Origin of the sequence: Acetobacter nitrogenifigens DSM 23921 = NBRC 105050, from assembly GCF_000429165.1 — a bacterium.
Lineage (GTDB): Bacteria > Pseudomonadota > Alphaproteobacteria > Acetobacterales > Acetobacteraceae > Acetobacter > Acetobacter nitrogenifigens.
Genome location: NZ_AUBI01000006.1, coordinates 99,264 through 123,546, shown reverse-complemented (window position 1 = coordinate 123,546; position 24,283 = coordinate 99,264). Strand labels below are relative to the sequence as shown.

Here is a 24,283-nt window from a genome sequence, read left to right as displayed (position 1 = left end):
TCGGCGATGCAACCCAAGCCAACAGAATAATGAGCCTAAATGGACTTACCGACATCTGGATTCCTCAGATCATAACCATAGCAGTGCCGCCAGTTGATGCGACCCAGTCCGGAGGCGTCGATCAGGTATGATTATGTGATGTCTGATTCTCGGATCACTGCACAACACAATTAGCGTGGAATCCACACGCCACCCTACATCACGAGAGGCGAGCCATGCTTACATTAAACCTGCCCGCAACCGTAGGCGATTCAGTGGCGCAGCCCCGCCTTCTGGTCATGACTAACGGAACAGCGTTGCCTACCGCCTCAAATGTTCATATTAAAAAGAGCAGATTGTCTGAATCTGGAACATTTTCCGTAACTTTTCCGGTGGAGGCGTCATCTCCGTACTGGTTCGATCCTGATGTCGGCACATTTGAACTACCCATAGAGATTTATCTGGGATTCCTCCCACTCGGCCAAAATGAGGGAACCCAGCCCTATTCTCTGCTCTTTGGAGGCGTTGTCGATCACGCACACTATACTCCAGCAGGTAATAGCGTGATCGTCTCCGGCAGAGACCGATCAGCGCGACTCATCGAGCGTGAACTTTCGGGGCAGTCGTTTCTAAATTTTACGGCCTCAGAGGCAATTGCTCAGTTAGCCATGGACGTTGGCCTGACACCGGACGTGGACACGACATCCGGCCTCGTCGGGCAATTTTATCAGTACGAGCACAAAGCTCACGGCCTTCGAGGCATGCACCGATTTCAGACGGCATGGGATTTCTGCGTCGGAATGCAGCGACGGTATGGTTACGACCTATGGGTCGACGGCAACACTCTTTACTTCAAAGCCCCGAACGAAAACGATGAAATTTTATATTTGAATTGGAAGCAGGCCGATTCAGAAACAAAATACCCCGTTTCGTCTGTGTGGAATCTCGCGCTTTCTCGAAGGATCGCCTATTCTGACAGCACTGCAGTAACCGTTTCTGCTTGGGACGCCCGGCAAAGAACGTCTCACTCCGCGACCTACCCGTCGGACATATCAACCGGCGGTCCACGCTATGCTTATACGGCCGCTGTTGGCACAACACTGGATGAATGCGCCGCTCTGGCGCGACAGAAATATAATGAAACCATGGCTCACGCGAGAACGTTGTCCATGAACGTCCATCCCTCTCTGTCCATATCACCGCGCCAACGCGTGATCCTTCAAGGAACCGGCACTTCGTTTGACGGAGTTCCTTACACCGTCGATGACGTTATTTTTTCATTGAGCGGGCCTCGCGTGACGCAAAGTATTACGCTCAGGAACAGAAGCAATCTGGGGAACGTCTCGTGAATAGTTTACGTAGCGTTCTCGACATGCAAATGCACGCGCATGCCAGCAGGATTGGGCGCGCTCGACTTGGCGTCGTGAGCGCCGTCGATCCGTCTTCAGGACTGGTCAAGGTAAGGCTTCAACCTGAGAACACCGAAACGGGCTGGATCTGTGATGCAGCGATCGCCGTGGGTGCGACTGTCTGCTACGCGCCCTCGGAACTGGGGTCTCATGTCCTTATTGAGACAGTGCAGGGCGATGGGGACAACTATATTGTAGTAACAAGAATTTTCGACGCCGTCTCAATGCCGCCTGCTTTTTCGGCGCTTGGAGGCGCCGTGCTTCAGGCAGGGCAATTTGGCATAAAAATTGCCGATACTGAATTTGTAGTTTCTGAAAACGGAATCACCGTCGTAGGCCCCCTCGTCATCCGCGGAAATCTTTCCGTTCATGGAACAATCAGCGCTCAAGGCGATATTTCTACTTCTGGGGTTAGCCTGGAACAGCATATTCACCGTGGCGTACAAAGTGGATCAAGCCTCTCCGGCACTCCGGTTTCGGAATGACACCGCTTCACACGCACATCAAATGATCGGAACGAAAACATGCCTGACGTCTATCATGTCCCCGGTTCGGATCTGACGCTGGGTTCTTCGGGCGACATTGCGGTGGCGTCAGGTGTTGACGCTTCGAACCAGAGAATTCTTCGCCGTCTTGCGACGAATGCGGGAGATTACATATTTTCTCTCGATTATGGCGCCGGGCTTCCTGGTCGAGTAGGGGGCGCGGACGTTCCGGCTGATCTGGAAACATTGATTTCCCAACAGATCCAGCTTGAGGCATCGGTTTCTTCGACGCCCGCGCCGATCATAGCCGTCACTAGGCCGCGGCAAGGCAGTACGCGTATTTCGATCACCTACACCAACACAGAAACAGGCGGCACGGTCGCGCTGGAACTTTGACATGACCCCCTCACTCCAGAATTTTTCGACCATGGTGTCTAACGCTGCAGCCGCCGCTCAGGGCGCCTGTAAGTCCCTTCTCGACTTTACAACTGGTTCTGTCTCACGCTCCCTGATGGAAGCCAATGCGACAGTCGCATTGTGGCTTCAATACCTTCTGCTCCAGGTGCTGGCCACGACGCGTCTGGCGTCTTCTTATGGCGACGATGTCGATTCATGGATCGCCCAGTTCGGCATGAGCAGATTGGGCGCGACTGCCGCTACCACCACCGAGACATTCATCTGCCTCGCGCCACAGAGTTCGTCCGCCGTCGTGCCCGTCGGAGCGATCGTAAAATCCTCAGATGGAACAATTTCATTTTCCGTAGTATCCGACACGTCGAATCCTTACTGGTCGACGTCCGCCGGCGGATATATCCGGGCAAAGGGAGTGGCGTCCATCACCTGCCCGGTTCAATGTTTGGCCACTGGAACAACAGGGAACGTGACAGCAGGCGTGCTCAATCTCCTGGGCACGCAGATCTCTGGTATCGACACCTGTTCCAATCTCGCAGCCGCCACAAACGGATCCAATCAGGAGAGCGACGCGGCTGTGAAAGCGCGCGTGACTCTTTGGTTCGCGTCCCTGTCTTCCGCGACCCTGAAGGCCGTTGAGGGCGCCATCGCTGGCGTATCGTCTAACCTGACTTATCAGGTCATCGAAAATACTACGCCCAATAGTGTCTATCGTCCTGGGTTTTTCTTCGCAGCGATCGACGACGGCTCTGGTGACGCTCCGGACGCCACCGTAGCAAGCGTCGAGGCGGCGATCGAAGCGCAACGCGCCTGTGGCGTCGAGACGGCCACCATCCGCGCAGCGCTGGTTCCGGCGGTAATCGTCGTGCCTGTCACGCTCGCCGACGGCGTCGTGCTGGCGTCTGTGCAAACCTCCGTGGAAAGTGGCGTTCTCGCATACGTCAACGCCCTCGCGGTCGGCGCCACCTGCAGTTACACAAGAATCTCCAGCGCTGCACTTACGGCGGCGGGAACCCTCGTAAAGAGTGTGGGGATTGTTACCGTCAATGGAGCTGCAGCGGACATCGGCGGCGACACAGGAAGTGTCGTGCGCGCCGCATCGGTGACGGTCACACTGATCAGTTCGTGATTATTCGGAATATATACCAGTACAGGATCTGAAAACTCATGGCGATCGGCGATCTTGACGATATGGCCGCGCGTATCCGCGCAGTGCTGCCGCAAGGATGGTTTCCGTCAACCGAAGAAAACAGCACGCCCGTTCTGGACGGCCTGCTGACCGGGTTCGCGTGGCCCTGGGCTCAATTGCACGCGCTGCTCGCCTACACTGCGAATCAGGCGCGTCTGCAAAGCAGTACAGGAAATTTTATTGACGCTGCAGCCGCAGATTACTTTGGAAGCGATCTCGTACGAATTACTTCCGAAACGGACGCAGCATATATCACGCGAATCCAGCAGACGCTCATAGCTCCTCGCAACACCAGACCAGCTCTTGTCAGCAAGCTTCAGGGTGTTGCGCCAGATGTGACCATTTTCGAACCGTGGCGCGCACCGGATAGCGGATGCTATGGGCGCGACGGCTACAACGCGACGAAACGCCGTTATGGCTCACGAACGTCTCCTGCCACCGTCTTTGTCGAGGCGCCGGCCGGAACCGACTCAGGCGCGCTGAAAGCGACAATCGTCGATACGAAAGCCGAAGGCGTGGACGTCTTTTACAGGATAATGGAGGCGACTGACTAAAGAACGCCCCGAACTTCGATTTCGCGAAACCATCGGATACGTCTGAAAGCTCAACTTGGCTTGCGCAGACTGTCCACTTCCGACTTCAGGTCCTCGAACGACGCCGCCCCCGGGATGATCGCCTTCTCGCCGATCAGGAATGTCGGCGTGCCTTCAAGCCCAACCTGACGTGCCAGGTCCATGTTTTCGTGCAGGATCGCAGCGACGTCCGGTCCCTTCATATCCCGCTCAAGCCTGTCCGCATCCAGACCGGTGGCAGTCGCCAAAGCCCGTATCCGCGCCACCGAAGCGGGTTGGGAATCGCTCATGAGCGCCTGTTGCAGCTTGAGGTAACCGCCCTGCAACCCTGCGGCTGCAATAGCCTCAGCCTCCATTTGACTTGCCGGCCCAAGAACAGGGACGACTTTCTCAACCAGACGCAGGTCGGGCTCAGCCGACACCAGCCTGTCGAGATCCGGCAGCACCTTGCGGCAATACGGACACCGCGGATCATAGAACTCCACGACCGACAGGGACCCTTTAGGGTTGCCCAAGACGATGTCGCCGGACGATCCCGCAAGCTTGGCGCGATTGGCGCGCACGGCCTGCAGACCCTTAGCCTGTTGCTGCGCCTCCGTCTCCGCCCGCATCGCGGTGATCGCGTCGGCGAGGATCGTCGGATCTGTCTTGAGCGCATTGCGCACGATGGCGACGATTTCCTGCCGCTGCGCTGGCGTAAAGCTGCCCTCCGCCCGGGATGAGCCAGCCGGAAAAACCGCAAGACCGCCAGCGAGCGCGGCGGTGAGCAAAGAGAGGCGAAGCCTTGGGAAGCGCGTCATATTCGATCCTGTAACCCAGCCGGTTATGTTTGTGAATGTCGCACGACCCGGCCTCATTTCCCCAGCGCCAGCGCGTTGCTCAAGTCCCCCAACGGCGCATTGCCGTGCGCCGCGATAGCAGCGTCGCGCGCCTGCAGCCCCGGCAGCACGTCCAGACCGAACCTGCGGGTCAAAAACCGCAGAATGGAACCAGAGTCATACGGCGTGTGATCGACGAAGCCCCGTTTTGCGAAGGGCGAGATGATGATCGCCGGCACGCGGGAGCCCGGCCCCCAGCGATCGCCCCTGGGCGGAGCCACGTGGTCCCACAGGCCGCCGTTCTCGTCATACGTGACGATAACGAGCATATGACCCCATTGCGGGCTCCGCTCGAGATGTTCAATCAGGTTCGCCAGATGGGCGTCGCCCGACATGATGTCCGCATAACCGGAATGCTCGTTCAACGTCCCCTGCGGCTTGTAGAACGCAACCTGCGGCAGACGCCCGGCGTCGATGTCGGCGAGCAACGCCGCGCCCGCCATCCCGCCGTCGCGCAGATGCTCTCGCCGAGCCGCCGTGCCCGGAGCGTAGGCGAGAAAGTAGTTGAACGGCTGGTGATGCGTCTGAAACTGCACCTCGCGCGACCGCAACCCGTGAGTCAGAACATAGTCCCACCCGCCCGAATACCAGGCCCAGCTGACGCCTGCGCGAGTCATGACGTCGCCTATCGTCGGCGCGGTCTGCGGAGGCAGCGTCGTCTTCTTCGCGGGGTCGGCCAGCGCCGGATCGCCGCCCGGCGCAGGTGGGTTTTCGCTCGGCTGGTACGGCGGCTGCATCGTGTTCACGGCGTAGAAATCCGGCGTCAGATTGCCGTCATGTACAAACTTCGGTGGCCCGCCCAGAGCAGACTCAGGCGCGTTCGCCGCTACCTGCAAGGCCCGTCCGTCGGCTGTCGTCACCGCGATCAAAGGTTGGGCCGGGCTTTGATCCGCGTGCGGATAAAACGCAACGCAAGAACAGATCAGCCACTGATGATTCATGAAGGAGCTGCCGAACGCTCCCATGAAGAAATGATCCGCCAGCGTGTAACGCCGCGCTATCCCCCACATCTTCATGTGGGAGCCGTCCCAGTTCCCCATCGGCATGGCGCCGACGTCGGACCACGCCACGAACTTGTCATTCAGACCGCCGTCGATCTGCATCTGGTTCTGATAGAACCGATGCCACAGATCCGCCGTCACAGCTGAATCGGGAACGTTCAAACCGCTCTTGCCGTCAACCGAAAACGGCGCATTTGGCAGATGCGCGCTCATGGCCTGCGTCACCGGAGGCGTAACGCCGGGCATCGTCACGCCGCCCCATACAGGCGGCAGTTCCGGCAGGACCTCACCATTGCGGTCACGTTGCAGACGCGCGGACTCCGGCGCCTGCGCCAGCCCCTCGGCGCCAGGAAACCGCCCGTAGAGGCTGTCGAACGAGCGGTTCTCGTCGTAAATGACGACGACCGTCTGAATCTGCTCAAGACCGTGGTCTGCAGCGGCAGTCGCGCCCGTCGCCGGGGGCGGCGCAAGAGCGCAGGCGGCCAGCAGGGCTAGCCCGGCTTGCGGGGTGCGGCGCATATTGTCAGTCTCCTCGGCTGATTTTCGAACGAGGCGACGCCGCGTCGATGGGTGCGAAGGCAATGTATCGGAAGCGAAAACTGCGGCCAACCACCTCGCCGCCAAAACAACACGCGCCAGCGAAGCCCGCTCTGACGCGCGTGACAGTCACAGGCGCGGCTGCACGCATCGCTCTGCCCCGCCACATTACGGCAGGACTTGTTCTGGCCGGACTCGCAATGCCCATCAGCCGCGACGCGTCCGCTGCCGCCCTGTCCCGTGAAAACGCCTTCAAGCGCGTAGAAACGCTGTCGAATCTGGGCGCGCGTCTGTTTCGAGATCCCCGCCTTTCCGCCTCCGGTCGCCAGTCCTGCGCCTCATGCCATGACCCGGCCCATGGCTTCGCGCCGCCGGACGCCCGCGCCGTCGAGCCCGGTGGCGACGCGATGACCCGGTTCAGCTTTCGCGCCCCGCCGTCCCTGACCTATCTCGCCGCCGTTCCACGCTTCACCGAACATGCCTTCGACTCTGAAGACGAGGCCGACGAGAGCATCGACAACGGGCCGACCGGGGGCCTGACCTGGGACGGGCGCGTCGACACGGGGGCGGCTCAGTCGCTTATCCCGCTACTTTCCCCTGACGAAATGGCGAACCGAACGCCGCAGGACGCCGAGGCGCGTCTGGTCGGCGCCGGTTACCGCTCTGAACTGGACGCACTCCGACTGCCGATCCGGTCGGGCGCGTTGCAATCGCGCCTGTCCGTCGCGCAGGACGCGTTCGAGGCGTACGAACAGGACTGGAAGACGTTTTATCCGTTCAACAGCAAATATGATCTCTATCTGGCCGGAAAGGCGCGGCTGTCTCCTGCGGAGACGCGCGGCCTCGCCGCGTTCGAAGACCCGGCTAAAGGCAATTGCGCGTCCTGCCACATCAGCGAACCCCGCAAGGACGGGGCGCCGCCGCTGTTTTCCGATTTCGGCATGATCGCGCTTGCGGTTCCCAGGAACCGCGCCATACCGGCGAACCGCGACCCGCAGTTCCATGATCTCGGACTCTGCGGTCCCCTGCGGAAAGATTTCCTCGACCGCTCCGAATACTGTGGCCTTTTCCGTACGCCGTCCCTGCGTAACGTAGCTCTGCGATCGAGCTTTTTTCACAACGGCGTCATGAATAACCTGCGCGACGCAATCGCGTTTTACGCGACGCGGGACACCGATCCCGCGCACTGGTACCCGCATGGACCACGCGGCATACGACCCTATGACGACCTGCCTCGTCGTTATTGGATCAACATCAACTACGATCCACCGTTCGGCGGCAAACCGGGAGACGCCCCGCATCTGACCGATGCGGATGTCGACGACATCGCAGCCTTTCTGCGCACCCTGACCGATAATTGGAAACCAGACGACCAAACCGACAGAAGCGCCCGCTGAGCAAGCGCCCAGCAGCTTTCAGGCTTCCGTGAACCGATGCTCCCTCAGGCTTGCCTCGATCTCTTCAAGCGAGCGTCCCCGCGTTTCCGGCACGCAGAAATACACGAACACGGCGGCAGCAGCGTTGACCCCGGCGAACAGCCAGAACGTGCCGGACGGCCCCATGAACTGGATCAACGACAGCGTCACCAGCGAGACTATAAGATCGGCACCCCAATGACTGGCCGCGACAAGGCTCATACCCTTGCTACGCACTGACAACGGATACACCTCGGCGCCGATCAACCAGATTGCGACCGACAGGCTCCCCGCGTTGAAAATTGCATATGCGACCAGCGCGCCGACAGCGACCCACGGATTAGCGCCCTGCGTCGCGCCCATCATGAAGACAAACCCAAGCACGACGAGCGACAACGCCGCGAACGGAAGGAACACGAGCATCAGCTTGCGCCGTCCCCATGAATCAACGGCCCAGCTTCCGAAAACAGTCGCGACGACCATCGCGAACCCTATGGGGATCGAGGCGAGCAGCGCCGACCCTTCGCCGAACCCGACGCCGGAAAAAATCGTCGGCGCATAATACAACACGGCGTTGATTCCGGTCAGCTGGCAGAGAAGAGCCACGCCGACAGACGCCACGATCGCAGGCCGCAGCCAGGGTTTGGCCAGTTCCTTCCAGCCAGCTTCCGCATCATGCGCGTTTATGATCTCCGTAAGCTCGCGCTCGGCCTCGTCATCGGTGGATCGAACCTGCCTCAACACCGCGCGCGCCGCAGGAAAGTCGCCCCGAAGCGCCGACCAGCGAGGGCTGTTCGGCAGGAACAGCATCCCGACCAGCAGCACGACCGCCGGAATGGCGCCAAGCCCGAACATCAGCCGCCACGAATGATCGCGCAGGAAATACCCGGCGACGAATGACACAGTGATGCCCGTGACCACCGCCATCTGAAACAGGACGACCAGCCGCCCACGCCGGTTGGCTGGAACAATCTCGGCGATGTAGACAGGCACGATCTGAGACGACGCGCCAACCGCCAGACCAAGCACGAAACGCGACAAGGTCAGGACCGTCGTGCCCGGCGCAGCAGCCGCGCCGATGGTTCCGACAAGAAAGATCGCCGCCGCCAGCATGATCGTCCGCCGCCGACCAAACCGGTCCGAAAACGGCGCCGCGCCGACGCACCCGACCAACGCCCCGGCGACGATCGCGGCCGTCACGATCTGTTGTCCGGGCACGGACAGGGAAAAGACGTGGGTGATCTGCAACAACGCTGCCGAGATGATCCCGGTGTCGTAACCGAAAAGAAGACCGCCGGTAGCCGCGACGACGGCGATCACTCCGACGAGAAGACTGTCATTCATCCGTCCAGAATCCGATCTTTTTCTAAACGCAACGCCGTGCGTTCGCTATTATTGATCGTAACGAAAACATGCCGATGCTTCGCTACAACGAAACGTCCTTTCCGCGTCGAAACAGAACTTCCACTGCAGATTCTTTTTGGTGGAAGCGGGAAAGGAAAAGAAAAATCTCCCTCCGAAAGAGTTGCGGCGACCTTACCGCGCCAGCCTTTCGCGCGAAGCTTCAGGCGCCCCTGCGCCACCACAGTGCTGACTTTTCGAGGAAAAAGGAACGAAAAGAATTTTCCGAGCACCATCCAGTGTCAATGACTGAACACCACTTCAAACGACAAAGCGCCGGATTCTTTGATCCTCCAAAAAGCCTCTCCTCCGCAGCCCAATGGTCCCCTTGCCAGACAGCGCCTTACTCAGGCGAAAATCTCCGGTCAGACGACAACACCCGCAGGAGCAAACGTATAAAACCCTATCCTGCTGAAGAAAAAAGATGGACATACGGCAAGGATGCGCGATCCTGATCCGGCGCACTGGGACGCCCCTCTAGAGCGCGACCCTATCCTCAACGGCGAGCGTAAGCCCCGAAGGCTCGAAACCGAAAACCCTCCCGTAAAAATCCAGCTCGATTTGAAAGACTCTCGCGATCGTGGCCTCGTCTCTAAAACCGTGCCCCTCTCCCGGAAACTCATAGAGGGCGCACGGTGTGCCCTCAGCACGCAACGCTTCAACCATCGCACGCGCCTGTCCCGGAGGCACCACCTTGTCCTCCAGCCCCTGAAGAAGAAGAACCGGCGCGCGAATGCGATCAGCCATGAACAGAGGCGAACGCGCACGATACACCGCCTCCGCCTCCGGCCACGGCCCGACAAGCCCGTCGAGATAACGCGCCTCGAACTTGTGCGTTTCCTGCGCCAGCGCCCGCAGGTCAGTCACGCCGTAAAGACTGACGCCCGCAGCGAAGACGTCGGACATCGCCAGCGCCGCCAGAACGGTCAGCCCTCCTGCGCTGGAGCCCCGTATCGCGATCCGCTCCGGATCGACCACGCCACTCTTCGCAACATGCCGGGCCGCCGCCACACAATCCGCGACATCCAGGACGCCCCACTCCAGATCAAGCCGCTTGCGATACGCCCGCCCGAACCCTGTCGACCCACTGTAATTGACGTCAAGCACGGCGAACCCGCGGCTGGTCCACCACTGAACCTTGAAGGAGAACGCCTCGCTCGCTCGCGCCGTAGGACCGCCATGCGCCGTGACGATCATCGGCGGCCGCTCGCCCTCGGACGCCGTATAACGCGCATTGGTCGGGCGATAGAACAGCGCATGCCCTTTGACGCCGTCCGGCAACGAAAAACGAATCTCCTGCGCGACGGCAATGTCGTCCGCTTCGAATGGCAGCGTCGTCGCCGCCCGCAACAGGCGCGGCCGTTCACCTTCGCGCCCGACGACGACCGCCGCCGGGCCGTCGGGGGGCGCGTCCAGCCAGACGAAAACCGGCGGCGACCCATCGGCGACGAGGACCGGACATTGTTCCGGAGCGCCAAGATCCATTTCACGCGCCGTCGCATCGTCCTCCGCCCCCGGGGAAAGCAGAAGCATGCGCGCCCGACCGTCACGAACGCTGAGCGCGATGACACGGCCATCTGGCAAAATAGAAAAGCTCTGTTGCCCGAACACCCAGTGCGGCTGCCCGATTTCCTCCGTCGCAGCGTAAAAAACGCGCCTCTCTCCAGTCGCGACATCAAAGCGGTGAAGGTTCCACCAGCCGTCACGATCTGTCGCCGCGAGCAGCGTCCGGTCGTCCAGCCATCGTGGCTCGACGACGGATTCTTCGTCGCCAGACAGTGTCCGCATTTTTTCGAGCCGCAACGTTCCATCTGCGCGCACCACCCACGCCACCCGAAGCCGCGTTTCATCCCACGGCATGGATGGGTGGTTCCACTCGACCCACGCCAGATAGCGACCGTCGGGCGAAAATCGGGGCGACGCGTAGAAATCCGCGCCACGCGCAATCGCCGTTCCGCCATCAACGACGGCGTTCGGCGACGCGGGCAGGAGCGTCAGCGTGTTCTCCGGTTCGCCCTCGACGCCGTGATCCTCACGCACCGCGACAATCCAGTCGCCACACGGGTCGACCGCAAAATCTGCGTAACGCAATTCATCGCCGGCGGCGAGAAGCACAGGATTCGGCGTCGTTCCGCCTTCCTCCAGCGTCAGCATGTAGACGCCGCCGTCGCCACGATGGCTGAGAACCGCCCGCCGCCCGGCGACGCTATATGCGCCGCCGCCGTATTCATGGACGCGCGTCGCGACGTCGAAGCCGGGTGAGGTCAGATCCCGAGGAGCCTCGCCCTCGCGCCAGCCCACGAGCGTCGTTCGCCCGCCATTGGCCGGTCGCCGCTCAAGCCAGAACACCCCGCCCGCGCAAGCGGTCACGGAGGAGAGAGTCACGGTTTTGCCCGCAGCCAGCGCCGCCGTCACCGGGGACGGCCACGCGCCACAGGGCGTCGGGTGTTTTGGCATCGGGCCTCCTTCATTCCGGCAGGTCGGGCGACGCCCCCCGGATCCCCCCTATGGTTGGCCATGGGGAGTGGTTCCTGCAAGCCGCCCTGTCTCGGAGGCGCTGACGGCGCCTTCCACAGCCGATGACCCACAAGCGGGCCAGATCAGTTCGCTCAGGCCGCCACACTCTATCCGCCGCGCAACGTTCCGGGCGTCTGGCTCGCCACCTCCGGTTCCGCAGAAAGGCTGTCCGGACTTGACACGGGTGAGCGCAGAAGGTTCCTCAGGCGCTTCGCTCGACCAGCACGGGGCGCCTGACGCTGTTACATTTTCTGGATTCGCTCTTCTCTCAATACGGCTACGGCGTGATAGGCGTCGTCGTCATGCTGGAGAGCATGGGCCTGCCGCTGCCAGCCGAGAGCCTGATCATCACCGCTGCGCTCTACTGCGCCACGACGCACAAGCTCGACATTTACTGGGTCGCCGGGGCTGCGGTGATCGGCGCCATCATGGGCGACAATTTCGGCTTTCTCATCGGCAAGGCTCTCGGCTTCAGAATGCTGCGCCGATACGGTGGGAAGGTCGGTCTGACGCCTGAGCGTCTGCTGGTCGGACGTTATATCTTCCGACGGCACGGCGGCGTGGTCGTATTCTTTGGCCGCTTCATCGCCGTGCTGCGCGTTTTCGTCGCGCTGCTCGCCGGGGCGAACCACATGCCCTGGCATACGTTCCTGTTCTACAACGCTCTCGGCGGCATCCTTTGGGCCGGCGGCTATTCGCTGTGCACATACTACCTCGGGCATGAAGTGCTCCAGTTGTCCGGCCCGATCGCTTATGGCGCCGCGGCCCTCGCGGTCGCCGGGATCGCCGGAGGGTTCTTCTTTCTGAAGAAGAACGAGCATCGGCTGATCGCAGAAGCCCAGGAGGCGGCCGAGAAGGACGCCAGCCTGAAACACTGACAGACCGTCCGGCGACGGATAACGGCGGCGCTCACGGCGCCACACGACGAGGTGCGGCGATGATGCAACCCGAGATGACGCGCCTTGACGGCAAGCTGGCTCTGGTGACCGGCGCCAACAGCGGCCTCGGCTTCGAGGTCGCCTGCGGCCTGGCTGCTCTGGGCGCTCGCGTGGTCCTCGCCGCACGCAATCCGACACGTAACGAGGAAGCGCTGGCTCGCCTGAAAGCCCGGATCCCGCACGCACAGGCAGAGACGGCTTTCCTTGACCTGGCCTCGCTTGAGGACGTGGCGACCTTCGCCAACGCTTTCTCCGGGAAAGAGGCCGCGCTCGACATCCTCGTCAACAACGCGGGCGTCATGGCTCCACCGGTGCGGCAGGAAACCGCTGACGGCTTCGAACTGCAACTCGGCGTCAACCACCTGGGGCACTTCGCGCTGGCCGCACGTCTGATGCCGCTTCTACGCGCCGCATCGGGCGGCGCCACGGTCGTCCCGGTCGCGAGCCTTGCCGCATGGCGCGGACGCATCCAGTTCGACGACCTGCAATCCCGCTATAACTACAGCGCCTTCACCGCATACCGCCAAAGCAAGCTGGCGAACCTCCTGTTCGCGACAGAACTCGCGCGCAAGGCCCATGCAAACGGATTGCCCCTGCACGTACGGGCGGCGCACCCTGGGTGGTCACGCACCAGCATCGGCCTCAACGGCCCTTCGCTCGGCGCGACAGCGTTGCGGGCGAAACTGTCGGAGCGAGTGATCTCGCTCGCGTTCAGTGCGTTAGGCCAATCGGCGGGGGACGGCGCCCGCCCCCTCATCTATGCTGCGGCGTCGCCAAAAGCAGAAGACGGGTTGTATTACGGCCCCACCGACCGGGGCGAACGGCGCGGACCGCCGGGCCTCGCGATTATCCCGCCTTCGGCGAGGGGCACGGCGATCGCCCGCCGCCTATGGGACGTATCCGAGCGATTGACAGGCGTAACGTTCGCCTGATGAAAACCCGCAGCCGAGTGCGGGACAGACGCCGACGCCAGGCCGTTTTTTCCGGCGTCACAGCAAACCACCGCCTGTTGAGGCCCCGTCAAGGAGAGCGATTGCGTGAGGCATGACTACATCTCGGCGCTTACAGATCTTCGCCGCATGTTCGACTGGCTTCCTCCCGTCTTCGCCTCCCTCCTCATCCTCTTTGGTCTCGGCGGCCTCTCCGCGCTGGCCTGCGGCGTCGTCGCCAACCGCATCCTCGCCCGCCTGAAGGGTCAGCGCCGAGGCGCGTTTATCCACGCCTTCGCCAACGGGCTCCGCCGCCCGATCCAGCTTGTCATAGCCTCTACAGTAATGCTCTCGGCGCTGCCGGCGCTGGATTTCTCGGCGATCATGCTCGAGCGACTGGCGCATCTGCTCGGGGTCGTGCTGGTGATCTCGCTCGGCCTCGGCCTTGGTCTCGGCGCGCGCATCACCGCCTCGGCCTACACCACACGCTGGAGCGCCTCGGGCGACGACCGGGAAGAAGATATCCAGGGACGCAAGCACCTGACGCAGGTCCGCCTGATGCAGCGCATGGCGGAAATCGTCATCGGCGTGCTGACCGTCGGCGCGGCGCTGATGACTTTCGAGCCGGTGCGCCAATACGGACTAAGCCTGCTGGCCTCGGCGGGGGCAGCCTCGATCATCGTCGGTCTGGCCGCCCGTTCCGTGCTCTCCAACCTGATCGCCGGCGTACAGATCGCGGTGACGCAGCCCATTCGCATGGGCGACATGATCTCCTTCAACGGAGACTGGACGTGGGTGGAGGAAATCAACGCCACGTATGTCGTGCTGCGCGCCTGGGACAAGCGCCGCAGGATCGTCCCGCTTTCCTACTTCCTGGATAATCCGTTCGAGAACTGGACCTACAACTCCGCCGAACTGGTCGGCGCGGTCTATCTCTATCTCGACTTCGTCGCCCCGATGGACCGCATCCGCACGCGACTTGCCGAAATCGTGCGGACATGCCCCGAATGGAACGGCAAGGATTTCAGCGTGCAGGTCGCCGACGCGACGGACCGTACGATCATGATCCGCATCACGGCCGGCGCGCGCACCGCCGTAAGAAGCTGGGATCTCCGCTGCGCGCTGCGCGAGGGGATCGTCTCGTGGATCCGCGAGAACTGTCCCGAAGCCTTCCCCCAGACCCGCTTTCTGCCCGGCGGCGACGCGCCGGGGGCGCTGCCGCTCGACGCGGACCCGTTCCTGCCGACCAGCCGGACCCCGCCACCGCCACCCTGATTTTCGCGCCACAAACTCTGCGCGCGGCGGCCTACCGCCGCTGCACATTGAAACTTGGGGTGACCGCTGGTAAGCACGCGGACTTCAAACCGTCTGTTCGCGCGGGCCGGAGACGCCATGTTTCCGGGCGAAAGATGCGTTTCCAGAAAGAACGAAATGTGCGCGCCGACCGCCGTCGGACGCGGACCACGATCCCGAGCGGGACAGCCAAGGCCGGAGACGATCATGAGCACCAAGAAACTACTGATTCTGCCCGGCGACGGCATCGGCCCCGAAGTCATGCGCGAGGTCGCGCGCGTCACGGCATGGTTGAGCCGCAAGCGGGACATCACCTTCGAAATCGATGAAGACCTTGTCGGCGGCGCGTCTCTCGCCGAATACGGCGTGCCGATCCGCGACGAGGTGATCGAGAAAGCGCGCACCGCCGACGCCGTGCTGTTCGGCTCCGTGGGCGATCCGGCGTGGTCGCATGTCGGCTTCGACAAGCGTCCGGAAGTGGCGATCCTCAAGCTCCGTCAGGAACTGGGCCTGTTCGCCAACCTGCGTCCCGCCAAGGTCTTCGACGCGCTGGTGGACGCCAGCACCCTGAAGGCCGACGTCATCAAGGGGCTGGACATCATGATCGTCCGCGAGACTGTGGGCGGCATCTACTTCGGCGAACCGCGCGGGATCGAGACCCTGCCCAACGGCGAAAAGCGCGGGATCAACACCGAGGTCTATACGACCAGCGAGATCGAGCGCGTCGCGCGCGTGGCTTTCGATCTGGCTCGCAAGCGCAACAACTCGGTCTGCTCGGTCGAGAAGTGCAACGTCATGGAAAGCGGCCTGCTATGGAAAGAGGTCGTGACCGATCTCCACGCCCGCGAATATTCCGACGTGAAGCTGTCGCACATGCTGGCCGACAACTGCGCCATGCAGCTGGTCCGCAACCCGGCCCAGTTCGACGTGATCGTCACCGGCAACCTTTTCGGCGACCTGCTGTCCGATCTGGCGTCCATGTTGACCGGCAGCCTCGGCATGCTCCCCTCAGCAACGCTCGGCGCGGTGCAGGAAGACGGTCGCCGCCCAGCGCTTTATGAGCCGATCCACGGCAGCGCGCCCGACATCGCAGGGCAGGGGATTGCGAACCCGATCGCACAGATCCTGTCGTTCGCGATGCTGCTGCGCTATTCGTTCGACCTGCAGACCGAAGCTGACATGATCGAGGCGGCGGTCGCGGCGGTCCTCGCCACAGGCCTGCGCACTGCCGACATCATGAGCCCCGGACTCGCACGCGTCGGCACCGACGTCATGGGCGAGGCCATCGTCCGTGAACTCGACAAGATGTGAACCTTACGCCCGCCGACACGACAGGCGTCCGGCGGGCGATCGTCACCGATAGACCCGGTCCAGATAAGGGCTGGATGCGTCGAAGAAAGATCGGCTGGACTGCAGCTCCGCTGCAATGACCCGAAGACTGGCCAGCGCACGCAGGATCTCGACCCGCTGTGTCAGGTTCGCCTCGTGCTGCTCCTTTCGGACAAGAAGCGCCACCGCCAGATCGGTGGCCCGCGCCGTCCGCCCGTACTGCCCGCCATAGCGCCCGCTGAAACGCGCCATGCGCGCCAATGTCTGGCGCAGGGCGCGCTGCACGTCCGGCGGCGTCATGCCGCGCGCCAAAATGGCGCGCAGGTTGATGATCGCCATGCCGACCGTCATTCCGGACAGCACCCCGCCAAGATAGGCGTCGACCACCGGCCCCCGTTCGCCTCCTGAGGTATTGAGCAGCTTCAGCATCCGCTCCACCGTCAGGCCAATCAGATCAGCCCGAGCCATCGGCAGGCGACGACTGGCCAGGCGACGCAGGGTGCCCAGAATGCGACGCCGCATATCCCAACGCACCCCGTCCGGATCCAGCGGCAGAAACACCCGATACATCCAGGTGCAGAATGCCATCGCCAGAACCAGCGGGACAGCAGTGTTGAAGAAAGTAATTTCATCAAGACGACCGCCATTCAGCGGACCGACAAGAATAGTGAGGAAGAGGTTGTAGGCGACAGCGCCGAGGACCATCGCGGGATTGGCGAAGGCCAGCCCTCCAACCATCATCGGCACGACCAGACTTGCGGCGAGAAGTTCATACGTCGTGACCGCAGGAACGACATAGAACGCGACGACCATCGCCACGACGGACACGCAGAGCGCCCCGTGGAGAAAGGCTCGGGTCGCCATCGCTGGCGTCTCCAGCGTCGAAAACAGGCTTGAGACGATGCCTACGAACATCAGAAACGTCAGCCCGTCCGGCCACGCCGTAGCCACCCAGATCATGCCGGCGATGAACACGCTGACCGAAGCACGCAAACTGTTGCCGCCCGCGACCCGCCAGTCACGCCAGGTGCGCATGGCATAGTGGAACGTGTCGTGAGGTTGCGGATTACGACTCAGGTCGAACTGGGTCAGCGCGTAGTCGAGTTCGTCGCACATCTGGCCAAGCGTATGCAGCGCCTGCCCCTGCCTGGTGATCGAAACTTCCCGCCCGACATCGACCGGCGGACTGGTGACGATCTTCATCTCCGCTTCAAGACAGGTCGCCGCCTCGATACGAATCGCAGCGCGCAAGGCCGCGAGATCGGCCATGACTGCCGCAAAGCCGTCAGCCGCGTGCAGGCGTTCCGCGAGCGGCTCAAGAAAATCGCAAGTCTGCGCCGAAAGTCGCTTCCATGCCTCCCCATAAGAAGCGGGGTCGGCAAGCAGAGCCTGAAGGTCCAGCCCCCGGGCGAAAAGAGCTGTCACGGCCGCCATCGCAGCCCGTGCATGGTCGCCTTCGTGGCCACGGCGCCCGCCGAGTTCAACTTCGGCGAACTCGACCTGATCGCCCATCGAAGCAAGCGTCGCCAAAAGGTCTGCGGATGAACGTAACGCCGCCTCTTCGCCCGACAACATGCGCCTGAGCAGGCCGGTCGTGCGCCCGATCGCCGTGATGAAATTGTCCGCCAGCCGCGATCGCGCGCGATCCTGCAGACGATACTGGAACAGGGATGACACAACCGTTTCGATGACCACGCCCAGCGTGATGTACGTAAGGCGCGCCATGGCGACGTCGAAAATCCGTTCAGGGGCGGCGATGCCGTCCAGCGAGATAATCACGCAGGTGAAGCCGCTCGCCCGCATTCCGTGAATACGGTAATTGGTCATCGTCGGCGGACCGGGAAGCAGCGTTCCCACAAAGCAGAAACCGCCTACGCACGCGGCAAGCAACAGAATGAAAAGCGCAGGCTGCTGCGGGCACGCGGCGACCAGCGCCACGCCGGCTATTCCACCGACGACCATACCGAACAGATGCCATCGCGCCTTGGCGATCGACTTGCCACGCGTGCCCTGTGCGATCATCCAGACAGTCAGCGCGGCCCATTGCGGGCTGCCCAGTTCCCACCAGAGGGCTATACCAAGCGCCAGAAGGGAAGCGAGCGTGGTTCTCAGCGCATAGCCGAAAGCCATTGCATCCGGGGCGATCAGCCAGCGCACCCGGTTGAAAACGCCCTCGCCGGAAAGAACGGCAAGGGCGCGACGGCCGCATGCGGTCGCCCCATGTCCGCCAAGTCGCGAAACTGCCTGCCACGCCTCCGCCACAAGGCGGTGCAATCCGGCGGCTCTGCCTGCACGAAACGTCATTATTTCCGGTTAGAACAGAACGCGCGGATAAACCTCGAACGACCGCGAATAACTCTCTTCCCGGTCCGGCATGCGCGCACTCCCCGTCTCCCGCTTCATTCGAAAACCCGCGGATGGCGGCTTTAAAAACCCACATGACCGATTGCGCGCCCGGTTGAACGATCTCAAACGCGCGGCGGCCATGCGCTCCGGAGAGCGTCGCCAATCGTGGAAAGAAAACTACTCCTCATAAGACAGCAGAGAGTGGACCGGCACGTCCAGCTTGTTCCGCCCGCCCAGCGCCGTCAGTTCGATCAGCACCGATGCGCCAACAACGTCGGCCCCTGCCTTGCGAAGCAATGCGACCGAAGCCGCAAGCGTTCCACCCGTCGCAAGAAGATCGTCAGTGACGACCACACGCTGACCAGGCTTTATTGCGTCCGCCTGAATATGCAGACTATCCGTGCCGTATTCGAGATCATAGCTGAGCGAAATCGTGTCGCCTGGCAGCTTGCCGGGCTTGCGCAGCATGACAATGCCGCAGCCCAGGCGCGTCGCAAGCGGAGCGGCGGTCAGAAAGCCACGGGATTCGATGGCCGCCAGTTGATCCGGCTGCCACGGACCTACGGCGCGCGCCATACGCGCCGTAGCAAGCTGCCAAGCGTCGGCGTTCCGCAGCAACGTCGAAATGTCGTAGAACAGGATGCCGGGCTTCGGAAAGTCCGGAATGCCACGAATATACTGTTTGAGATCGATGTCCTGCATTGTGTCCCCGCCCGCGTAGGAATACCAGCCGCACCGGCGCCGAAATTCATCTATCCACTTGATAGAACTGTATTTTTTTCGGGAAACATCGCCTGCCGCCAAACCGGGCGGGACACTAACTTGCTCGCCGCCGCCCTGCAAGGTTCGTCAAACCGGAATAGCGTCGCCCATCGCAGACGCCACAACCTTCAGAAACCCGTCGCGCCGGAACGGTTTCGGCAGCAGGCGCGCATCGGGGGGAGCGGCCGCAGGTCGCGGCGCGTCGGCGGTAAAATCACCGGACATGCAGACGACGCCCAACTCCGGGTAACGCTCCTTCAGCACCCGCGCGAGCGAGAAACCGTCGAGCGGTCCTGGAAGCTGCACGTCTGTCACCAGAAGATCGATGCCGTCTCCAGCGTCAGCCAATGCATCAAACGCCGACTCCCCATCCGCCGCCTCCCGCACCCGATACCCGGCCAGACCCAGGATCGTAGCCACGATGTCACGGATGGCGGGATCGTCCTCGACGACAAGCGCCCGCCTGCTCTTTGGCTCGGAGGAAGGCGTCGCCAGGACCGGGGCGGAAATGAACTCCGCTTTCGCGCGCGGCAACCATACCGTGACCTGCGCGCCCCGTTGCGGCGCAGAGGAAACCACGACGCGCCCTCCAGACTGATGCGCGAAGCTGACGACCATGGCCATGCCGAGGCCGGTCCCGGCGCCGTCCTCCTTGGTGGTGAAGAAGGGCTCAAACAGTTGATGCAGAATCTCCGGCCCCATGCCGCAGCCGCTATCGGCGACGTCGATCCGTATCCACGACCCAGCCGGAAGCGGCGTCTTTTCCGACGACACGCGTAACCCACGCTCTTCCTCGACCGGCAGACTCAACAAATCGACGCCCGCCGGAAAGGTCACGTTCGCGGCCCGAATTGCAAGAGTCCCGCCCTTCGGCATCGCATCGCGCGCGTTGATCGCAAGATTGAGAAGCGCGCTTTCAAGCTGCGCGGCGTTCACATGCACGGGCCAGACAGTCGTCGCCTCGCCGCAATCCACGATGATGCGCGGACCGATCACACGCGCCAGAAGGCCGCTGACGTGGAGAAATATATCGGCCAGCGCCACCATGTCCGACGCGGGTTTGTCGCGTCGCATGAAGGACAGAAGCTGACCGGTCAGCGCCTCCGACCGACGCGCTGCGTGAACTGCGGAGTCCAGACAGCGTCGGCCACGCTCGCCATCGCCAACCTCGCCAGCCTCCCCGGCAAGCTCCAGATTGCCAAGAATGACGGTCAGCAGGTTTTTAAAATCGTGCGCGATCCCCGCAGTAAGCTGCCCGACGGCCCGCAGCTTCTGCGCCTCGCCCAGAGCCCGCTCGCTCCGCAGGCGCAGGGTAATGTCGTTTGCAGTCAGCACGAAACCGCGCCTGTCCTCCGAACCCAACGCGCCATCGGGCGCGAAGAACACCGTGCGGCACAATTCGAGATCCGCGCCGTTAACGCCCTTGCATTCCACCATCACCGGCGGGGCGAGCTCGCCCCGGCGAAGCGCCCGTTCAACATGCGCGAACGGCTCAAGCAGCGGCGCTCCCCCAACGATCAGGGCCGAGCTGAGATCGTCGTACCGCAGACCCGGCCGCAGGACGCCCTCTTCCAAACCCAGTATGGCGCCCAGCCGATCGTTCCAGTGCCGGAGCTGACCGTCCGTGCCGAAGACGGCGACGCCAATCGTCAGGCTGTCCAGCACCGCGCGCATCTGCGCCGCCAGATTGCGGCTGCTCGCCTCCGCCCGCGCGGCCGCAAGCGACGTGCGATCAAGAATCCAGCCAGCGGTGATCATGATCAGGACGCCGATGACAATGCCGAGCGCGTCCAGGCGCTTCTGCCAGCTGGTGTTTCGCAGCATGTCGGCCAGCCGTCCCGCACGCTCCATGGTGTCCGCGTGGCTCAACTGCGACAGGGCGCCGTCAAGGGAGACAAGCGTGGCGTCGGCGTCAGGGGCGCCCAGCGCGTGGGCGGCGTCCGGCTTCCAGGCCGCGACACGGCCCAGCGCCTGTCGGAGCTGCTCGACGCTGCGATCATGTTCGGGATCGAGGCGACGTTGCGTCGCCGCAAAATCGGGGAAATCGACACGGGCCGCCAAGAGCTTGCCCACCGCGTCGGCGAAACACGCAGCGTCGGTGGGGGAATGCTCGGCAAGCCAGGCGAAATGGCAGATCCGCGCGTCGCTCACTTGCCGATTAAGGTTGCGAAGATACTGGTCGGAACCCGCGCTCTGGCTGTCGAGCTGGCCATGCCGCGCCATCTCGTTGCCGAGCTGCATGGCCAATGTTCCGAACGTCACGATCAAAAGCGCGGCGCCAAGGAGAGCAAGCATATGCGCTCGCTTTGCCGGATGACGCGCCATCGCTCCTCCCATGGGGTAGTTCGCGGCAAGATACGGCTCTCATCCACGCCGAACGTCAAGCCCAACCTGGACGCCCAACTATTTTTTGACGCGAAACAACCCACAGGAAAAGCTTCGCCACGGACGCGGCGCCGTCTGTCAGCTGCGCTGCATGCCCCGTTTCAGGCGACAGAGCGGAGCAAACATCCAGCGGAGAGCGTCAGAGGGCGAAATGGGGGCCTTGAGCCGTCCCTGCGGCGGCACCCGATCAAGGCGAGGCTCAGCGCGGCCTGAACGGTAACGTCGCCAGCATCATGAGCGAGCCGAGCAACATGCCCCCCGCCATTGGCAACGCAGTCCCAGAAGGCAGCACGCCCAGCAAGGCTCCGGCGAGCGCCCCGAACGCATACTGCATCGTGCCCGTCAACGCCGACGCGGCGCCGGCCATGTGCGCGTGGTCCGCAAGCGCGCCCATCGTCGCGTTGGGATAGATCAATCCGGTGGCGCCCAGCGCCACCGCCATCGTGCAGATCGTGAGAATGACAACCAACGACGCCCCATGATCGTGACGATGCGCCGGGAGGTGCAGCGACCAGATGGAGACCGCCAGCAGGGACAGCGCCCCGACCACCGCCAGCAGGACCGATCCCGTCAGGATACGCCCGGCGTCGACGCGGCCGACCAGCATGCCGTTGACCTGCGAGGCTCCAATCATGAAGACCGCAAAAACGCCAAACAGCATTGAGAAGTGCAGGGGCGAGAACCCAAAACCGACGATAAAGACCGGGGACGCGGCGGTCAGGTAGCTGAACGACATGAACGTCGAAAAACCGCCAATCAGCGCGTGGGTCAGGAACCCCCGATGCCTCAGAAGCAGGAGATATCGGCTCACCAGAATTATCGACGAAAGGCGCTGGCGCCTGCGGCGCGGCAACGTCTCTGGCAGCACGCGCAGCACAAGCAGGGCGCAAATCGCGCCATAGACGGCCGACGCCCAGAAGATCGTCCGCCAGGATGCGAAAGTGACCACCAGCCCGCCGAGCATCGGCGCGAGAATTGGCACTACGCCCATCACCATCACCAGCTTCGACATCATTCGCGCGCCCGCATTGCGATCAGGAACAAGATCGCGCACGCAGGCCGTCGGTACGACAAGGCTTGCCGAGGCGGCGAGGGAAGCCACGAAGCGCGCGACCGAGAACACGGCGACGTTCGGCGCAATGGCGCACACAACGGACGCCAGCGCGAAGATCGCGTTGCCCGCGACCAGGGGCGCGCGACGACCGTAGCGGTCGGAAAGCGGGCCCACGGTGAGTTGTCCTATGGCGAGACCGACGAACCAGATCGACAGGGTCATCTGCACTGAACCCAGCGTCGTATGGAGCGAACGCACCATCGCCGGGAACGCAGGAAGATAGATATCCGTCGAGATTGGCCCAACAGCAGTCAGCACGCCAAGCAGGATCGGCATCCATCCCGGCGTGCTTGACGGAGGCTCGTATGCGCCGCCGACCTTCGTGTATGGCGACTGAACGGGAGAGGCCATGTACAGGCTCCGGAATAATCTCGGTCTGGGCGATATGGCTGGAAAGTATTCGACGGGCGGAAAAACCGCCGACTAGCGGACGCTGGCGCCTTACCGTCGCGCCGAACTGGCGTAGCCGCGCAGGGACACAGCGCAAGACTTCACGCGCAACGCCTCCCCAACGGACTGGATGCAATGAACCGATTCATCGATTCTCCTGCGGCCGGACGCCTCAAAACGCTATCGCGCCAGACTGTGGCGCGAGTGATGGCGGCCTCAAAGGGATCAGACGTCTGAACTCAGGGCCCGACGATCCGTCTCGCCCACACTGCGCAACAGCCATAACCCGAGCAGCCCCGACGCCGCAAACAGGAAACAGCCGACGGCGATCCGACCGCCGCCCCCAATCTGTGCGCCCGCTCCGAGCAACACGAACACAACGGTTTGCGGCGCCGCCCCCAACGCTGTCGCCGCAGCGAACGGCAAGACCCGCGCGCCCGAGAGACCGGCAAGAATATTGAGCAAAAGGGAGGAGCCGACCGGCAACAGCCGAAGCGTTAGGATCGTCGTGAAGGGATGCGTCTGGATCGCACGATCCATGCGCGATACGCGGGCGCGCAGGCCGCCGCCCTGCGACGCAGCGGCCGGATCATGAGAGGAAAGCCAGCGCGCCGCAGCCTCCCGGCCGCCCCAGCGCGCCCAGCCAAACGCAAGCACGCACCCGACCAGAGTCGCCGCGACGCTGAGAACGGACCCTTCCCATACGCCATAGGCGACCCCTCCGGCGAAACAGAGCGCCTGACGGGGGAGCCCGAACGCACACCAGACCGCGCCGCATAGCAGGAATGCGACGCGTCCAGAGACGCCGGCGCGCAGAAGCGCCGGACTGTCGAGAATATGGCGGGCCGACGGAAACTCACGCAGCAGGACCGCGCCGACGGTCAACGCCAGAAGCATGAGAGCGGGACGCAGCAGCACGCGCGGACCGGCGGGGCCTGCGGCCGGACGTGGGACGCGGAGCGCGTCGGGCGGTCTGGTCATGCTGCGCCGTAGCATCGGCTTG

The 24,283-nt window shown here is 62.8% G+C and carries 20 protein-coding genes; 10 read left to right on the top strand and 10 right to left on the bottom strand.

Going from position 1 to position 24,283, the window contains the following annotated elements:
* Window positions 1–215: 215 nt before the first annotated feature.
* From G442_RS25050 to G442_RS21820, 5 genes are all read left to right on the top strand, one after another.
* Window positions 216–1,328: a phage late control D family protein gene (locus tag G442_RS25050; protein ID WP_146882266.1), complete on the top strand. Its 1,113-nt coding sequence runs from the start codon at window positions 216–218 to the stop codon at window positions 1,326–1,328.
* 74 nt (window positions 1,329–1,402) lie between these two features.
* Window positions 1,403–1,873 (top strand): hypothetical protein, encoded by a 471-nt coding sequence (locus tag G442_RS23950; RefSeq protein ID WP_161628351.1) that lies wholly within the window; start codon window positions 1,403–1,405, stop codon window positions 1,871–1,873.
* 39 nt (window positions 1,874–1,912) lie between these two features.
* On the top strand, window positions 1,913–2,269 hold the full coding sequence (locus G442_RS0110350; RefSeq protein ID WP_026397940.1) for a hypothetical protein: 357 nt from the start codon (window positions 1,913–1,915) through the stop codon (window positions 2,267–2,269).
* Between the two features lies 1 nt (window position 2,270).
* Window positions 2,271–3,413 (top strand): baseplate J/gp47 family protein, encoded by a 1,143-nt coding sequence (locus G442_RS0110345; protein ID WP_026397939.1) that lies wholly within the window; start codon window positions 2,271–2,273, stop codon window positions 3,411–3,413.
* Between the two features lie 38 nt (window positions 3,414–3,451).
* Window positions 3,452–4,027 carry a hypothetical protein gene (locus G442_RS21820; protein WP_051292191.1) on the top strand — a complete coding sequence of 192 codons (576 nt, stop codon included), beginning with the start codon at window positions 3,452–3,454 and terminating at the stop codon, window positions 4,025–4,027.
* Between the two features lie 50 nt (window positions 4,028–4,077).
* Here the strand turns inward: G442_RS21820 and G442_RS0110335 are convergent, their stop codons facing one another.
* Window positions 4,078–4,845, bottom strand: a complete 768-nt coding sequence (locus G442_RS0110335) for a DsbA family protein (protein ID WP_035376505.1) — start codon at window positions 4,843–4,845, stop codon at window positions 4,078–4,080.
* A 53-nt stretch (window positions 4,846–4,898) separates the two neighbouring features.
* The gene (locus G442_RS0110330) at window positions 4,899–6,443 is read right to left on the bottom strand and encodes an acid phosphatase (RefSeq protein ID WP_026397937.1); all 1,545 of its coding nucleotides are present in this window, start codon (window positions 6,441–6,443) and stop codon (window positions 4,899–4,901) included.
* 140 nt (window positions 6,444–6,583) lie between these two features.
* On the opposite strand from G442_RS0110330, the gene G442_RS0110325 reads away from it, so the two are divergent.
* Complete coding sequence (locus G442_RS0110325; RefSeq protein ID WP_246789408.1) at window positions 6,584–7,858, top strand: cytochrome-c peroxidase; 1,275 nt, start codon at window positions 6,584–6,586, stop codon at window positions 7,856–7,858.
* Window positions 7,859–7,876: 18 nt separating this feature from the next.
* On the opposite strand, the gene G442_RS0110320 is transcribed toward G442_RS0110325, so the two are convergent.
* The 3 genes from G442_RS0110320 to G442_RS21815 all read right to left on the bottom strand — a co-directional run bounded on the left by G442_RS0110320 (window position 7,877) and on the right by G442_RS21815 (window position 11,734).
* On the bottom strand, window positions 7,877–9,220 hold the full coding sequence (locus tag G442_RS0110320) for a sugar porter family MFS transporter (protein WP_026397935.1): 1,344 nt from the start codon (window positions 9,218–9,220) through the stop codon (window positions 7,877–7,879).
* Window positions 9,217–9,513 (bottom strand): hypothetical protein, encoded by a 297-nt coding sequence (locus G442_RS0110315; RefSeq protein WP_026397934.1) that lies wholly within the window; start codon window positions 9,511–9,513, stop codon window positions 9,217–9,219. The genes G442_RS0110320 and G442_RS0110315 overlap by 4 nt, the downstream gene beginning before the upstream one ends.
* Window positions 9,514–9,754: 241 nt before the next feature.
* Window positions 9,755–11,734, bottom strand: coding sequence for a S9 family peptidase (locus G442_RS21815; protein ID WP_035376466.1), 1,980 nt, complete (start codon window positions 11,732–11,734; stop codon window positions 9,755–9,757).
* A 362-nt stretch (window positions 11,735–12,096) separates the two neighbouring features.
* On the opposite strand from G442_RS21815, the gene G442_RS0110305 reads away from it, so the two are divergent.
* The 4 genes from G442_RS0110305 to leuB all read left to right on the top strand — a co-directional run bounded on the left by G442_RS0110305 (window position 12,097) and on the right by leuB (window position 16,265).
* Complete coding sequence (locus G442_RS0110305; RefSeq protein ID WP_051292190.1) at window positions 12,097–12,672, top strand: DedA family protein; 576 nt, start codon at window positions 12,097–12,099, stop codon at window positions 12,670–12,672.
* Window positions 12,673–12,746: 74 nt separating this feature from the next.
* Window positions 12,747–13,664: an SDR family oxidoreductase gene (locus G442_RS0110300; protein WP_456303705.1), complete on the top strand. Its 918-nt coding sequence runs from the start codon at window positions 12,747–12,749 to the stop codon at window positions 13,662–13,664.
* Window positions 13,665–13,769: 105 nt separating this feature from the next.
* A complete protein-coding gene (locus G442_RS21810; protein WP_084440506.1) occupies window positions 13,770–14,936 on the top strand; it encodes a mechanosensitive ion channel family protein in 1,167 nt (388 codons plus the stop codon).
* Window positions 14,937–15,161: 225 nt separating this feature from the next.
* On the top strand, window positions 15,162–16,265 hold the full coding sequence (gene leuB, locus G442_RS0110290; protein ID WP_035376503.1) for a 3-isopropylmalate dehydrogenase: 1,104 nt from the start codon (window positions 15,162–15,164) through the stop codon (window positions 16,263–16,265).
* A gap of 42 nt (window positions 16,266–16,307) precedes the next feature.
* Here the strand turns inward: leuB and G442_RS21805 are convergent, their stop codons facing one another.
* The 5 genes from G442_RS21805 to G442_RS21800 form a co-directional block, all read right to left on the bottom strand.
* Window positions 16,308–18,587 (bottom strand): FUSC family protein, encoded by a 2,280-nt coding sequence (locus G442_RS21805; RefSeq protein WP_084440505.1) that lies wholly within the window; start codon window positions 18,585–18,587, stop codon window positions 16,308–16,310.
* Window positions 18,588–18,806: 219 nt separating this feature from the next.
* Window positions 18,807–19,331 (bottom strand): adenine phosphoribosyltransferase, encoded by a 525-nt coding sequence (locus G442_RS0110275; protein WP_026397930.1) that lies wholly within the window; start codon window positions 19,329–19,331, stop codon window positions 18,807–18,809.
* A gap of 147 nt (window positions 19,332–19,478) precedes the next feature.
* Window positions 19,479–21,686: an ATP-binding protein gene (locus tag G442_RS0110270; protein WP_246791233.1), complete on the bottom strand. Its 2,208-nt coding sequence runs from the start codon at window positions 21,684–21,686 to the stop codon at window positions 19,479–19,481.
* Between the two features lie 289 nt (window positions 21,687–21,975).
* A complete protein-coding gene (locus G442_RS0110265) occupies window positions 21,976–23,241 on the bottom strand; it encodes a multidrug effflux MFS transporter (protein WP_026397928.1) in 1,266 nt (421 codons plus the stop codon).
* Between the two features lie 264 nt (window positions 23,242–23,505).
* Complete coding sequence (locus G442_RS21800) at window positions 23,506–24,261, bottom strand: TVP38/TMEM64 family protein (protein ID WP_051292213.1); 756 nt, start codon at window positions 24,259–24,261, stop codon at window positions 23,506–23,508.
* Between the last annotated feature and the right edge of the window lie 22 nt (window positions 24,262–24,283).

Bases quoted from the DNA above. Each gene is read 5' to 3' on its own strand.
- G442_RS0110275 (WP_026397930.1), bottom strand. From the start codon at position 19,331: ATGCAGGACATCGATCTCAAACAGTATATTCGTGGCATTCCGGACTTT.
- G442_RS0110320 (WP_026397935.1), bottom strand. From the start codon at position 9,220: ATGAATGACAGTCTTCTCGTCGGAGTGATCGCCGTCGTCGCGGCTACC.
- G442_RS21815 (WP_035376466.1), bottom strand. From the start codon at position 11,734: ATGCCAAAACACCCGACGCCCTGTGGCGCGTGGCCGTCCCCGGTGACG.
- G442_RS0110305 (WP_051292190.1), top strand. From the start codon at position 12,097: ATGCTGGAGAGCATGGGCCTGCCGCTGCCAGCCGAGAGCCTGATCATC.
- G442_RS0110270 (WP_246791233.1), bottom strand. From the start codon at position 21,686: ATGCTTGCTCTCCTTGGCGCCGCGCTTTTGATCGTGACGTTCGGAACA.
- G442_RS0110350 (WP_026397940.1), top strand. From the start codon at position 1,913: ATGCCTGACGTCTATCATGTCCCCGGTTCGGATCTGACGCTGGGTTCT.
- G442_RS0110265 (WP_026397928.1), bottom strand. From the start codon at position 23,241: ATGGCCTCTCCCGTTCAGTCGCCATACACGAAGGTCGGCGGCGCATAC.
- G442_RS0110330 (WP_026397937.1), bottom strand. From the start codon at position 6,443: ATGCGCCGCACCCCGCAAGCCGGGCTAGCCCTGCTGGCCGCCTGCGCT.
- G442_RS21805 (WP_084440505.1), bottom strand. From the start codon at position 18,587: ATGACGTTTCGTGCAGGCAGAGCCGCCGGATTGCACCGCCTTGTGGCG.
- G442_RS21800 (WP_051292213.1), bottom strand. From the start codon at position 24,261: ATGACCAGACCGCCCGACGCGCTCCGCGTCCCACGTCCGGCCGCAGGC.
- G442_RS0110335 (WP_035376505.1), bottom strand. From the start codon at position 4,845: ATGACGCGCTTCCCAAGGCTTCGCCTCTCTTTGCTCACCGCCGCGCTC.
- G442_RS0110315 (WP_026397934.1), bottom strand. From the start codon at position 9,513: ATGGTGCTCGGAAAATTCTTTTCGTTCCTTTTTCCTCGAAAAGTCAGC.
- G442_RS21820 (WP_051292191.1), top strand. From the start codon at position 3,452: ATGGCGATCGGCGATCTTGACGATATGGCCGCGCGTATCCGCGCAGTG.
- G442_RS0110300 (WP_456303705.1), top strand. From the start codon at position 12,747: ATGACGCGCCTTGACGGCAAGCTGGCTCTGGTGACCGGCGCCAACAGC.
- leuB (WP_035376503.1), top strand. From the start codon at position 15,162: ATGAGCACCAAGAAACTACTGATTCTGCCCGGCGACGGCATCGGCCCC.
- G442_RS0110345 (WP_026397939.1), top strand. From the start codon at position 2,271: ATGACCCCCTCACTCCAGAATTTTTCGACCATGGTGTCTAACGCTGCA.
- G442_RS25050 (WP_146882266.1), top strand. From the start codon at position 216: ATGCTTACATTAAACCTGCCCGCAACCGTAGGCGATTCAGTGGCGCAG.